Origin of the sequence: Bartonella krasnovii (genome assembly GCF_003606345.3) — a bacterium.
Taxonomy (GTDB): Bacteria; Pseudomonadota; Alphaproteobacteria; order Rhizobiales; family Rhizobiaceae; genus Bartonella; species Bartonella krasnovii.
In genome coordinates this window covers 1155336-1168614 of sequence record NZ_CP031844.2, presented here as the reverse complement: position 1 = coordinate 1168614, position 13279 = coordinate 1155336, and the positions used below count along the sequence as shown (strand labels likewise).

Here is a 13279-nt window from a genome sequence, read left to right as displayed (position 1 = left end):
GCAATATAATCATGGTTATTGTGAATTTTCATTCTGATAAACTGAAAAATCATAGTGATGCGTCTTACAAATATTCGTAAAAACTCTTTTATTGGAAGCTTTTTGTCTCTTTGTAGTTTACAATTTTTTTTATCATTTTATCTTAAACAAAGAGAATGTGGATTCATTTCTATTTCTTTATTTTATCTGAGAAGGGCGGAGTTATACGAATGTCAAAGAAAGTCATGATCGTGGAAGATAATGAGCTTAATATGAAGTTATTCCGTGATCTTGTAGAAGCGAGTGGCTATGAAACGGTTGAAACACGTAATGGTCTTATGGCATTAGATTTAGCGCGTTCATCGATGCCATCTCTTATCCTTGTGGATATTCAGTTGCCAGAGGTCTCTGGAATAGATGTTATTAAACAATTAAAAGAAGATGAGGAACTGAGATCAATCCCTGTTGTTGCTGTAACAGCTTTTGCTATGAAGGGAGATGAGGAACGAATTCGTGCCAGTGGATGTGAAGAATATATGTCAAAGCCTATTTCTGTCCCCCATTTTATCACAATGGTAAAGCATTTTGTGGACTAGAGTTTTTAAAGTGCTGATAGAAAAAGACGTTGAAAAGCGTATGAGTTGCTAAAGTTATCGTGCACGTATTTTTGTATTTTAGCAGGTAGATATATTTAAGTTATCAAAACAGACTTGAAAAATTGAAAGAAAATTTTGATTTTTTAGTTTTTGTCTTAAGAGAAGTGGTTGTTTTTTGCTCTTGTTTTCTTCTAAGCGGTATAGATTTATTCCTACATTTATCTAAAAATCTGTTTTAGCAGGGCGAAAAAAGCCCCGATGAAAACGGGGCTCCATATATTGCACAAATATTGAAATTAACGTTTCGAAAACTGGAAAGAACGACGCGCTTTTGCTTTACCGTATTTTTTACGTTCAACGACACGACTATCGCGGGTAAGGAATCCCCCTTTTTTCAAAATTGGGCGAAGTTCTGGTTCGTAATAGGTTAAAGCTTTTGAAATACCATGGCGTACTGCACCAGCTTGTCCAGAAAGGCCACCACCTGCAACGGTTGCAATAATATCAAATTGGGTCTCCCTATTTGTTGCAACAATTGGTTGACGAAGAATCATTCTCAAAACAGGACGAGCAAAATATTTGTCAAATTCTTTGTTGTTAATGGTAATTTTTCCAGAACCTGGTTTAATCCATACACGAGCAACAGCATCTTTACGTTTTCCTGTTGCATAGGCACGCCCTTGTGAATCAAGCTTTTGTACATGGATGGGAGCGACATTTTCATGAGTTTCTACAGTATTTGTTACGACACTGAGCTCAGCAAGAGAATTAATTTCAGCCATAATCAAGCAATCCTTTTGTTTTTGCGGTTTAAAGCACTAAGGTCAAGAGACTCGGGCTGTTGTGCTTCATGTGGATGTTGGCTTCCAGCATAAACACGGAGATTCTTCAATTGACGGCGACCAAGGGGACCACGCGGAATCATACGCTCTACAGCTTTTTCAATAACGCGTTCGGGAAAACGTCCTTCAAGAAGCTGACGCGCTGTACGTTCTTTGATTCCACCAATATAGCCGGTATGCCAATAATATTTTTTATCTGTATATTTTTTACCAGTAAGAGCTATTTTATCGGCATTGATGACAATGACGTTGTCTCCATCATCAACATGTGGCGTAAATGTAGCTTTATGTTTGCCACGTAAGCGGTTCGCAACAAATGTGGCAAGACGACCTAAAACAAGGTTTTCTGCGTCAATAATAACCCATTTTTTCACCACTTCAGTTGGCTTTTGTGAAAAAGTTGCCATAGAAGTATCCTTTAATTGAAGCCCTTGTAGTATGAGGGCATTTTCATTGTTTGCGTTGAAAATTGTTAGTACAGCGAAGTATTTAACGCGTATTATTTTCTCTGATATAATGTCTTTTGATTTACGTCAAGAGAAAATAAAAACTTTATAAAACAGTGCGTTATTAATGAGGTATCTTGATACCACTTATTAGAAAAGCGCTTATGTACACTTTATTGAGGATGAATGGGGCAAAAGAGTGCTTTATCTTGAACGCGTGATTGTATTTTATTCGCCTTCATTATAACATAAGCAGTAATGCAGCGCTCTCGTTATTTTCTCAATGTTGAATCTTCTGCTTGTGGTCAGGCTTGGTTAGATGCTCTTGATATTCAAGGGATCAATAATGCGCGCGCTATTTCTCAAAAATTTGGTTTTCCAGATCAATTGTCTCGTGTTCTCTCGGCAAGAGATGTGGATGAAACTGAAGCTGTTGCTTTTATTAATCCAACGCTGCGTACGCTCATGCCTGATCCAGAAAGTTTTGTTGATATGCAATGCGCGACAGAGCGTATTATTAAGGCTCTTCTTAATCAAGAACAGGTTGCTGTTTTTGGTGATTATGATGTTGATGGCGCTTGCGCATCAGCACTCATAGCACGTTTTTTTCGCTATTTTGGGATTGAAGTCAAAATTTATATTCCTGATCGTATTGTTGAAGGCTATGGGCCAAATGAACAAGCAATGAGGATGCTTGTGCAAGAAGGTGCCCGTTTAATTATTACGGTTGATTGTGGGGCGAACAGTTCAGAAGCCATCAAAGCAGCAAGACTTGCAGGTGCTGATGTTGTAATTTTAGATCATCATCAAATGTCAGAGGTTCATCAAGAAGCCGTTGCTCTTGTCAATCCTAATCGCCCTGATGATTTTTCTGGACAAGGGCATTTATGTGCGGCGGGTGTTGTCTTTGTTACGTTAGCTTGGGTTCATCATTTGTTACGAAAAAAACAATTTGAAGGACCGTTGCCTGATCTTCTCAGTATGCTTGATCTTGTTGCCTTGGCAACCATATGTGATGTTGTTCCATTACAGGGGGTTAACCGTGCTTTTGTGATGAAAGGACTTCAAGTTGCTCGCTCTATGCATAATCCTGGGATAGCAGCTTTAACAAAGGTTGCACGGATAGGCGAGCCGCTTAATAGTTTTCATTTAGGTTTTTTGTTAGGTCCTAGAATTAATGCAGGAGGACGTATTGGCGACCAAGCTTTGGGGGCACGTTTGCTCAGTTGTGAGGATAAAGATGAGGCGGACAGAATAGCAGAACAATTAAATCAACTTAATCAGGAACGCCAAGAAATGGAGAACATTCAATTAGCACAGGCGGAATCTTATATTGCTTCTCTTTATCAAGATCAAGAGACACCATTATCACTTGTCATTTCCCATAAAGAATGGCATCCGGGGATTATCGGTATTCTTGCTTCCCGCCTCAAAGAGCGTTTTTTTTGTCCTGTTTTTGCTATTGCATTGAAAGAAGATGGAAATGGCGTAGGGTCGGGACGCTCAATTAGCGGCATAGATTTAGGGGCACTCGTTCGTGAGGCTGTTACACTCAATTTATTAGAAAAAGGAGGGGGACATAGTATGGCAGCGGGCATTACAATTCAATCAACAAAAATTGAAAGCTTTCGAAAATGGCTAGAAGAAAAAGTTTCTGTTATGGTTTCACAATTACATGCAAAAAAGTCTCTTAGTATAGATGGTTCTCTTTCTGCTTCTGGTGTTAATCAAGCACTATTTGAGTTGCTTGAAAAGGCTGGGCCTTTTGGGACAGGGAATGCAACACCTGTTTTTGTTCTTCCCTCTCATCGATTAATGAACCTATCTGAAGTTGGTAAAGGACACTTGCGCCTCATTGTATCTAATGTGGAAGGTAAAAAACTGCAAGGTATAGCTTTTCGTGCTGTAGGGACATCGCTTGGTGATTTTCTGTCAAGAAATATTGGTGAAATGATTCATTTAGCTGGTCATCTTAGTTTGAACTATTGGAATGGGACGATCAATCCACAACTGCGTGTGATTGACGCTGCTGCAATAGTTTAAAAGAGATATTTTTTTATATTAGATATCTAAATTGGAAGCAAAAGTAGAGTTTTCTTGTATGAAACGAAATCGTGCTTCTGGTTTTGTTCCCATGAGATTATCTACGGTCTTTTTTGTTTCTTCTATTTCAACGGCATCAATAGAAATACGAAGCAATGTACGTTTTTGAGGATGCATCGTTGTTTCTTTAAGTTGTTCCGCGCGCATTTCACCCAGCCCTTTAAAACGCCCGATTTCAATTTTAGCTTTTCCTGTAAATTCAGTTTTAAGCAATTCATCCTTATGGATGTCATCACGTGCATAAGCAACTTTTCCTCCTTGCGATATTCTATAAAGGGGAGGAACGGCGAGATATAAATGTCCCTGATGAATGAGATCAGGCATTTCTTGAAAAAAGAAGGTAATGAGCAGTGATGCAATATGAGCACCGTCAACATCTGCATCTGTCATGATGATAATACGTTCATATCTGAGATCTTTTTCACGATATTTAGAGCGTGTTCCACATCCAAGAGCTAGGATAAGATCGCTAATTGTTTGGCTTGAGTTCATTTTTTCATGGGCTGCACTGGCAACATTGAGGATTTTACCACGAAGAGGTAAAATTGCTTGGTTTGCTCTATTTCTTGCTTGTTTAGCAGAACCCCCTGCAGAATCTCCCTCAACAATGAATAATTCAGCACCTGTAGCATGGTTTTGGCTACAATCTGCAAGCTTACCAGGAAGACGTAATTTACGGACAGCTGTTTTTCGACTTATTTCTCTATCTTGACGTCGTCTAACACGTTCTTCAGCACGTTCAATAACCCAATCAAGAAGTTTCGTTGCTTCTTGGGGGGAATTTGCTAACCAATGATCAAAAGGATCGCGGATTGCATTTTCAACGATACGTTGCGCTTCGATTGTTGCTAATCGATCTTTTGTTTGTCCAACGAACTCAGGATTTTTGATGAAAACTGAAAGTATTGCAGCTGTTGAAATCATAATATCGTCTGATGTAATGATTGCTGCGCGCTTGTTTCCTGTTAACTCAGCATAAGATTTTAAGCCACGCAAAAGAGCTTGACGCAGTCCTGTTTCGTGTGTTCCACCTTCTCCGGTGGGAATAGTATTGCAATAAGATTGCACACAAGGATCTCCGCCATGCCAAGCGATGGCCCATTCAACACAGCCATGACCATTGTTTTGTTGTGTTTTTCCAGAAAAAATTTCTGATGTGACGCGATATTCATCTTTTAATGACGCAAGTAAATAGTCTTTAAGCCCATTGGGAAAATGAAAAATAGCCTTTTCAGGAATATTTTTTACGCCTTCAAGTATGACGGGATCACAAGTCCAGCGAATTTTTACACCGCCAAAAAGATAGGCTTTAGAGCGTGCCATCTGATAAATTTTTTCCGGATCAAAAGCTACTTTTTCACCAAAAATTTCAAAATCAGGATGAAAACGAACACGTGTACCACGGCGATTATAAACATCTCCCAAATCTTCCAATCCAGATTGGGGAATACCGCGTGAGAAGCGTTGACGGTAAAGTTTTCGTTCTCGTGCAACTTCAACTTCCATATCATCTGACAGAGCATTGACGACAGAAATTCCTACTCCATGAAGCCCGCCCGCGGTTTGATATGCTTTGCCATCAAATTTTCCTCCGGAGTGGAGTTGTGTCATAATAACTTCTAGAGTTGATTTGTCAGGCATTTGAGGATGATTCTCGACAGGAATACCGCGTCCGTTATCTGTAACGGTGATGTAGCCGTCCCTATCTAATGAGACCTCAATGGAGTCTGCATAACCAGCAACAGCTTCATCCATCGCATTATCAATAATTTCAGCAAATAAATGGTGAAGTGCTTTACTGTCTGTTCCACCAATATACATTCCAGGGCGTAAACGTACAGGTTCTAAGCCCTCAAGCACGCGAATAGAGAGGGCATTATAGTCGTCTTCTTGCGTACTTTTTGCACTTTTTTTTGAAATAATTTCTTTTGATTTCATTGGAGATTGCAGAGTGCTTTCTTTTGTATTTACCCTAGATTGGGTTTTATTTAAAGTACTAAAAAGATCCTTGTTGTTATCGCTCATAGCGTTTAACTATTTACCTCATAAATAAAATATTTATTAAAACAAATTTTATGCCTGTTTTTTATTTAAAAATCAATGCAGTTAGGAAACATCAATTGTTGGACCAAAAATTTGTTCAAAAGCCTGTTTGAGAGCAATATCAATATCATGCATTGTTACAGGGTATCCTAGATCAAGAAAGCTTGTTACACCGTGGTTTGTAATTCCACAAGGAACAATTCCTGAGTAATGGGCTAAATTAGGATTAACATTGATAGAAACACCATGAAAACTTATCCATTTGCGCACTCGAATGCCAATCGCCGCAATTTTATCTTCGGAAGAAAGATCATTGTGTTTTGATGAGCCATGAGGCTGTTTAACCCAGACACCAACGCGATCTTCTCTGCGTTCACCTTTAATATTAAAGCTTGCAAGCATCTGTATGATCCATTCTTCTAATGCACTAATGAAAGCACGAATGTCTTGTTTTCGGCGTTTAAGATCAAGCATAATATAAGCAATACGCTGCCCTGGACCGTGGTAAGTAAATTCACCTCCACGTCCTGCTTCATAAACAGGAAATAAATGAGGTGCTAAAAGATCCTTTTTATTTGCACTCGTACCCGCTGTATAAAGGGCAGGGTGTTCAAGTAGCCAAACTTGTTCATGGGCGGTTTTTGCAAGAATTTTTTCCACACGCTCCCGCATATAACGCAGTGCTTCAGGATATTCAACCAAATGGTCACTTATTTTCCATTCAACGGGTGGATTTCCTAGAATTGCATTAAAGTGATGCGATAAGTGACGACGATCTCTATGTTTCAATTCAAATGTCATTGGCAATATTTATCTTAATGTTTGAGTTTATATTGTAATTAGAAAAATAACAAAAACGTAAGATTAAGGGACATTTTATGAGAAATGCAATGAATTTTATTTAAAAAAGGTGTTATGTTTTTTTACCACCTTCCTGTTGCACCACCACCACCTGATGAACCACCACCACCTCTGAATCCTCCTCTTCCTGATGAATGCCCACCAAATATTCCACCAGAGTCTCTACCCCTCGTATTTAAGTTTAAAAACCAAGGTGTGAAGACAATACCCATCCAAAGATACTTTTGTGGACCTACTTTCTGACCAAAAATCATGGCAAGAACGGGCAACCCCATTGCTATAAAGAGAATGAAAAACATAATTGTATTTATAATCATTTCTTCTTTTGCAGTTTGTTTACGTTGTTCTTCAACAGCTTTAGCTTTTTGTTTGATTCGATAAGAAAAATCGGCATCACTTTGTGTGATCACTTTAATAATTGCATGAACTGATTCAACAATTCCTTTTTGATAATTTCCTTCACGAAAATTAGGAATCATGAAGCTATTAATGATGACAGAGGACATAGCATCTGTTAGTTCGCCTTCCAGACCATAGCCTACCTCAATACGTGCTTCACGTTCATTGGGTGCAATGACGATTAATACACCGTTATTGATTTGTTTTTGGCCTAACTTCCATGTACGAAAAAGAGAATTACTGTAAGTTTCTATATCATTGCCCGAAAGAGTAGGAAGCGTTACAAGAACAATTTGATCTCCTGTTTTTTCTTCGAGTGTAGCAAGTTTTTCCGTTAAATTTATCTTTGTTGCATGGTCAAGTAAATGAGCTATATCGTTGATATAGCCGGTTAAGGGAGGGAATTTAGTGTATGCGTAAGAGACATTCCCCCATGCAATGATCAAGTATAGAATGCTCAAAGGAATCCATAAATGTCGAAAAAAACGACGTTTTATAGCGTGTTGAAATGATTTCATTAATTAAAATTAACCTTTGGAGTTTGTTGACTATCCGTATCGATAGTAAAAGTTGGCATCGGTTTAGCATCACGAAACCATAACTTTGCCCAAATCATTGTCGGCATTGTTTTGAGAGCTGTATTGTAGGCACGAACTGTTTCGATGTAATCGCGGCGCGCAACGGAGATACGGTTTTCAGTTCCTTCTAGTTGTGATTGAAGAGCAAGAAAGTTCTGGTTTGCTTTAAGATCCGGATAGTTTTCGACAACTGCCATAAGCCGCGAAAGTGCACTTGATAAATTTGCTTGATTTTTGAGATATTGCTGCATAATTTCCGGATTATTCAACATATCTGCATTAATGTTGATTTGTGTTGCTTTGGCACGTGCTTCAATGACATTTGTGAAAACGCTTTGTTCATGGGCTGCGTAAGCTTTAACTGTTTCTACAAGATTGGGGATGAGATCTGTACGGCGTTGATATTGATTGAGCACTTCACTCCATGCTGCGTGTGCTTTTTCTTCATTTGTTGGTATTGTATTAAATCCGCAACCACTTAGAAATGGTATTAACCCTGCCAAAAAAATAGCGATTGAAAATTGTTTTAATCTTTTAAACATTGAAGAAGTTTGTACATTTAACATAAAGATGTCTCCATAGATATTTTATATATCATATAGGTTTTATCTTACTGGTGGAAAGTATTTTTAAGTTTATAGACTGCTATTATTATTAATAAACTGACATCTCTGTGCGTTTTTAGAATGCTTAGGTGACTTCTGATATAAAAACAATAATGAGAATATAGATGTTATCTTGTGAAAGATCAACACTATTCATATCAATTATTCTTACAAAAGATTATATTATTTTCGTAGGATTTTTTCTGTTTCAGAATGTAGCAAATAACAATTGGTAAAAAGAAAAATGTAGGTATCAAGCTTATAAAAAGAAAAGGAAGTTCCCATTTTCCCTTTTTTAGAAGTTATGCTTAACCTATTGGATAAAAAAGCTTTTAGATTATGGATATCAACAATTATGAAGAAGAGGAAAAATTCTATGTTGTAAATGTTCAACTCCAAAGTGAAAAGTTTGATGGATTAGCTGATGATTATAATCGCTATCGTCCTCGTTGCCCTCTCACCTTATTTGAGACCATGTTTCTTCCTTTTAAAAAAGGGCTTTTGTCCATTGTGGATGTAGGTGCTGGGACAGGTGTTGCATGAGAGAGGATTGTTAAAATTTTAGGGAACGAGAATACTAATATCATGCTCTCTTTATTCTAAGCAATGTCTTAAAAAGTATTTTAGCTTAAAGGGTGATTATATTTTTTGTTTTATAGGTTTTATAGATGAATTAATCATGTTAAGAATTGTATTTTAATTAAAAAAGAAAGAAAATTATGACGATTATACTGAAACCAGGTGAGGTAACACTTAGCGAACTTGAAGCGATTTATTTTGATGGTGAAATTTGTAAGCTTCATAAGGATACACATTTAGCTATTGAGAAAGGGGCGCAGCGCATTGCTGAAATTGTTGCTGGAAGTGAGCCTGTGTATGGTATTAATACTGGTTTTGGGAAGTTGGCTTCCATTAAAATTGATGCAGATAAAGTCACTGTGTTACAGAGAAATCTTATTTTGTCTCATTGTTGTGGGGTAGGAGATCCTCTCGCTGAAAATATCGTGCGTTTGATTATGAGCTTAAAGCTGATCTCTTTGGGAAGAGGGGCCTCAGGAGTTCGTTTAGAATTGGTAAGTTTGTTGGAAAATATGCTTGAAAAAGGTGTTATTCCTGTCATCCCAGAAAAAGGATCTGTTGGCGCTTCAGGTGATCTTGCGCCACTTGCTCATATGGCGGCTGTTATGATGGGAGAAGGAGAAGCTTTTTTTCAAAATATTCGTATGAGTGGAGCACTTGCCTTAAAGAAAGCAGGGTTATCCCCTATTATTTTAGAGGCAAAGGAAGGCCTAGCCCTGATTAATGGGACTCAAACATCAACAGCACTTGCACTTGCTGGACTTTTTCGAGCTTATCGTGCATTATGTGGTGGATTGTTGGCAGGGGCTTTAACGACAGATGCTACGATGGGATCAACGGCGCCATTTCATCCTGATATCCATATTTTGCGAGGCCATTATGGGCAGATTGCCGTATCGAAAACATTAGAAAAACTTGTAGAGGATTCAGAAATTCGTGCAGCCCATTTACGGGGTGATGAGCGTGTACAAGATCCTTATTGTATACGTTGCCAGCCACAGGTTATGGGGGCATGTTTTGATATTTTGCTAGCAGCAGCAAAAACACTGATTATTGAAGCAAATGCTGTTACAGATAATCCGTTGATTTTAAGAAATGGGGAGGTTGTATCCGGTGGGAATTTTCATGCTGAGCCTGTCGCTTTTGCTGCTGATCAGATTGCTCTTGCTTTGTGTGAAATAGGATCTATTTCTCAACGGCGTATTGCTCTTATGGTTGATCCAGCAGTTTCTTATGGTCTTCCAGCTTTTTTAGCGCACAATGCAGGCCTAAATTCAGGTTTTATGATCGCTGAAGTAACTGCAGCAGCTTTAATGTCTGAAAATAAACAAATGGCCCATCCTGCTTCTGTTGATTCAACACCAACTTCAGCTAATCAAGAAGATCATGTTTCAATGGCTTGCCATGGCGCTCGTCGGCTATTGGTAATGAGTGAAAACCTTTTTACAATTATTGGCATTGAAACGCTTATTGCAGCACAAGGAATTGAATATCGAACACCTTTAAAAACAAGTACTCTCTTACAGTCTGTTATGAAATGTTTACGTAAAAATGTTGCTTCTCTTAAGGAAGATCGCTATCTGGCTCCAGATCTTCATCAAGTACATGTACTTGTACGTGAAGGGCGCTTATTATCTATTTTACCAGGAACAATTTTTCCTTCCTTAAGTTTTTAATAATATTTGTTTTAAGGCTAATGAGGAAGGATGGATATTGAATTTTAAAACTTCCTCATATAAAAATATAGAAGATAAATACTATATTTAAATTACTTAATAGATTATGTATTTATTTACTGTATATATCTTCTTTTTGTAGCCAACTAGATGTTTTATTTTATACTGTGATAACTTTATCATCATAAGTTTATAATCTGTAAAATTGAAATAATATACTTTATAATTATAAATTATATTAAATAAAAATATTTTATATTCTTCTTCTTTGTTAATACTTTATGAGTTTTATAGTTCATCTTTTGTATTTTAATTAAAAAAGGAGAAATAAATGTTTAAAAGTGCTAGATTATGTATTTTAATAACAATTCTTTTTTCTTTTTCACAAACTCTTGAGGTTCATGCAGATTTTAGGAGAGATAGCTTTCCAGAGGAAATTTTTGTTATGATACCGGCTCAAGAGAAAGAGCCTCTCGTTTCGGAAAAAAACAAAGGTTTTATTAATATCTCAGGGCAAACTCCTAGAGGAAAGGAGAGAGCTATTATTGGACCAACAGTCAAAGATGCTATTTTTACCGTATATTTTTTTTTCATCGGAAAACTTGTTGTTAAAGCTCTTGGAGCCCTTAGAAGATGGGCTGTAGATACACTTTCTCATACTTTTAAAAATTGGCGAGATTCGCTTTATCACTGATTGAGTTCTTTAATTGGCGTAAAAGTTTTGTTTTGTGGGCCAAAAGAAAGTTTTCTTAAAGTAACAAAAAATTAATTATACGCATAGTTAATCGCTTGTTATGAATTTTTAGTCTTCTATTTCAGTGATTGAAATAGAAGACTAAAAATTTACACTACATTAAGGCTAATTTTCTTTGTAAAAAACTCTATAATACGAAATGAATTAAATGACAATTATAAAAAAATCCATTATCACTTTATTTAACGAAATTGCAGGCTATAAAAGCTGAGTAATTCGCCATAAAAGTATTTTTTCATTGTTTAGAGCAAAGTGTTGAGCTGGTTGGTCTTCGATGTTTTTGAAATATATTTGTGAAAGAAACATGAAGCTTTATCTATCATAAAGTTGTTATTGTTGTGTGGATTTTATCAGCATTTCAATAAAAAAGGAAAGAAATGGCAATAAATGAACTGAAGAGGGGGATGAGTAAACGTCAAGTTATTTTTTTAGCTCTTGGCTCTGCTATTGGAACAGGTCTTTTTTATGGCTCAGCTCAAGCAATTAAGCTTGCCGGTCCCAGTGTTTTGATTGCCTATTGTATTGCTGGTTTAGCTATTTTTATGGTTATGCGGGCTTTAGGAGAGATGATCCTTTATAATCCATTGCCTGGTTCTTTTGCTCGTTATGCGGCAAATTACATATCGCCATTAGCAGGTTTTTTAACCGGATGGACGTATGTGTTTGAGATGATTCTTGTGGGTTTGGCTGATATTACAGCTTTTGCGACTTATATGGGTTTTTGGTATCCTGATGTTGCTCCTTGGGTGTGGGCACTGAGTATTACATTAATTATCACAGGTATTAATTTAGCTGCTGTAGAAGTTTACGGTGAATTAGAGTTTTGGCTATCTTCTATTAAAGTTATTGCTATCATTGCGATGATTATTTTAGGAATAGCAATTATTTTTTGGGGGTGGGGTGAAGGTGCAGATTCTTCCACTGTTACTGTTTATAATTTATGGAAAAATGGTGGTATTTTTCCTAATGGTTGGTTTGGTTTTTTAGCTTGTTTTAGTGTTGTTGTTTTTGCTTTTGGTGGCATAGAAATCATTGGCATGGCAGTCATGGAAGTTCAAAACCCTCATCAAACGATTTCAAAGGCAATTAATTCCACTCCAGTTCGTATTTTACTTTTTTATGTCATGACGTTAGCTATTTTAATGTCTCTTTATCCTTGGAATGAGATTGGTCTTATGGATAGTCCTTTTGTGTCTATTTTTGAAAATCTTGGGATTTCATATGCAGCAAATATTTTAAATATTGTTGTTGTTACAGCGGCTATTTCGGCAATGAATAGCGGAATGTATGGTGCTTGTCGTATGGTTCATGGTTTATCGCAGGAAGGTTATGCTTTAAAGAAGTTTCAATATTTATCAAGAAATGGTATACCAGTTTTTGTTATTTTGGTGATCTTCGCTATTTTTCTTTTTGGTGCTGTCCTTAATTATTTTTATCATGAAAAGCTTTTTTTTCTTATTGCATCAATGGCAACATTTGCGACGGTTTTTGTTTGGATGATGATTCTACTTTCGCAAATTTTTATGCGGATTAAGATGTCTAAAGAAGCACAGAAAGGTTTAAGCTTTCCCATTCCACTTTGGCCGATAGGATCAATTTTTTCTATTTTATTTATGGTTTTTATTTTTATTCTCTTATGGTACTTTGATGAGACGCGACCAGTTTTAATTGTCGGTGTTAGTTGGATTGCTTGGCTTATTATTTGTTTTTATAGCCTTAAACTTTATAATTTTAAGCAAAAGAAACTGCAATAAATAAAGATTAAACTAAAAAGAAATAGTTGAAGTCTTTAGAAGAACGGGTATTTAATCGTTTTCC

Annotated in this window: 11 protein-coding genes and 1 pseudogene; 6 read left to right on the top strand and 6 right to left on the bottom strand. The window is 36.8% G+C overall.

Annotation, left to right across the window (positions count from 1 at the left end; translation table 11 throughout):
* The first annotated feature begins 209 nt into the window (after positions 1-209).
* The gene (locus D1092_RS05065; protein ID WP_005773308.1) at positions 210-575 is read left to right on the top strand and encodes a response regulator; all 366 of its coding nucleotides are present in this window, start codon (positions 210-212) and stop codon (positions 573-575) included.
* Between the two features lie 296 nt (positions 576-871).
* On the opposite strand, the gene rpsI is transcribed toward D1092_RS05065, so the two are convergent.
* Both rpsI and rplM read right to left on the bottom strand, forming a co-directional pair.
* The gene (gene rpsI / locus D1092_RS05060) at positions 872-1357 is read right to left on the bottom strand and encodes a 30S ribosomal protein S9 (RefSeq protein ID WP_120122450.1); all 486 of its coding nucleotides are present in this window, start codon (positions 1355-1357) and stop codon (positions 872-874) included.
* Between the two features lie 2 nt (positions 1358-1359).
* On the bottom strand, positions 1360-1824 hold the full coding sequence (gene rplM / locus D1092_RS05055) for a 50S ribosomal protein L13 (RefSeq protein WP_120122449.1): 465 nt from the start codon (positions 1822-1824) through the stop codon (positions 1360-1362).
* Positions 1825-2121: 297 nt separating this feature from the next.
* On the opposite strand from rplM, the gene recJ reads away from it, so the two are divergent.
* A complete protein-coding gene (recJ, locus tag D1092_RS05050; protein ID WP_120122448.1) occupies positions 2122-3906 on the top strand; it encodes a single-stranded-DNA-specific exonuclease RecJ in 1785 nt (594 codons plus the stop codon).
* An 18-nt stretch (positions 3907-3924) separates the two neighbouring features.
* Here the strand turns inward: recJ and parE are convergent, their stop codons facing one another.
* From parE to D1092_RS05030, 4 genes are all read right to left on the bottom strand, one after another.
* The gene (gene parE / locus D1092_RS05045; protein ID WP_120122447.1) at positions 3925-5991 is read right to left on the bottom strand and encodes a DNA topoisomerase IV subunit B; all 2067 of its coding nucleotides are present in this window, start codon (positions 5989-5991) and stop codon (positions 3925-3927) included.
* Positions 5992-6072: 81 nt separating this feature from the next.
* A complete protein-coding gene (gene lipB / locus D1092_RS05040; RefSeq protein WP_120122446.1) occupies positions 6073-6810 on the bottom strand; it encodes a lipoyl(octanoyl) transferase LipB in 738 nt (245 codons plus the stop codon).
* 122 nt (positions 6811-6932) lie between these two features.
* Positions 6933-7787, bottom strand: coding sequence for a TPM domain-containing protein (locus tag D1092_RS05035; protein WP_120122445.1), 855 nt, complete (start codon positions 7785-7787; stop codon positions 6933-6935).
* Positions 7787-8413, bottom strand: coding sequence for a LemA family protein (locus tag D1092_RS05030; protein WP_120122444.1), 627 nt, complete (start codon positions 8411-8413; stop codon positions 7787-7789). Before D1092_RS05030 ends, D1092_RS05035 begins: the two co-directional genes overlap by 1 nt.
* A gap of 378 nt (positions 8414-8791) precedes the next feature.
* On the opposite strand from D1092_RS05030, the pseudogene D1092_RS05025 reads away from it, so the two are divergent.
* The 4 genes and pseudogenes from D1092_RS05025 to D1092_RS05010 form a co-directional block, all read left to right on the top strand.
* Positions 8792-9069: pseudogene (locus D1092_RS05025) on the top strand (class I SAM-dependent methyltransferase); the annotation flags it as partial.
* 102 nt (positions 9070-9171) lie between these two features.
* Positions 9172-10707, top strand: coding sequence for a histidine ammonia-lyase (hutH, locus tag D1092_RS05020; RefSeq protein ID WP_120122443.1), 1536 nt, complete (start codon positions 9172-9174; stop codon positions 10705-10707).
* A 331-nt stretch (positions 10708-11038) separates the two neighbouring features.
* A complete protein-coding gene (locus tag D1092_RS05015; RefSeq protein WP_120122442.1) occupies positions 11039-11401 on the top strand; it encodes a hypothetical protein in 363 nt (120 codons plus the stop codon).
* A 437-nt stretch (positions 11402-11838) separates the two neighbouring features.
* The gene (locus D1092_RS05010; RefSeq protein WP_120122441.1) at positions 11839-13215 is read left to right on the top strand and encodes an amino acid permease; all 1377 of its coding nucleotides are present in this window, start codon (positions 11839-11841) and stop codon (positions 13213-13215) included.
* Positions 13216-13279 lie beyond the last annotated feature (64 nt).

Coding starts and splice junctions, on each gene's coding strand:
- parE (WP_120122447.1), bottom strand. CDS start 5,991: ATGAGCGATAACAACAAGGATCTTTTTAGTACTTTAAATAAAACCCAA.
- lipB (WP_120122446.1), bottom strand. CDS start 6,810: ATGACATTTGAATTGAAACATAGAGATCGTCGTCACTTATCGCATCAC.
- D1092_RS05010 (WP_120122441.1), top strand. CDS start 11,839: ATGGCAATAAATGAACTGAAGAGGGGGATGAGTAAACGTCAAGTTATT.
- rplM (WP_120122449.1), bottom strand. CDS start 1,824: ATGGCAACTTTTTCACAAAAGCCAACTGAAGTGGTGAAAAAATGGGTT.
- D1092_RS05030 (WP_120122444.1), bottom strand. CDS start 8,413: ATGTTAAATGTACAAACTTCTTCAATGTTTAAAAGATTAAAACAATTT.
- recJ (WP_120122448.1), top strand. CDS start 2,122: ATGCAGCGCTCTCGTTATTTTCTCAATGTTGAATCTTCTGCTTGTGGT.
- D1092_RS05015 (WP_120122442.1), top strand. CDS start 11,039: ATGTTTAAAAGTGCTAGATTATGTATTTTAATAACAATTCTTTTTTCT.
- D1092_RS05035 (WP_120122445.1), bottom strand. CDS start 7,787: ATGAAATCATTTCAACACGCTATAAAACGTCGTTTTTTTCGACATTTA.
- rpsI (WP_120122450.1), bottom strand. CDS start 1,357: ATGGCTGAAATTAATTCTCTTGCTGAGCTCAGTGTCGTAACAAATACT.
- D1092_RS05065 (WP_005773308.1), top strand. CDS start 210: ATGTCAAAGAAAGTCATGATCGTGGAAGATAATGAGCTTAATATGAAG.
- hutH (WP_120122443.1), top strand. CDS start 9,172: ATGACGATTATACTGAAACCAGGTGAGGTAACACTTAGCGAACTTGAA.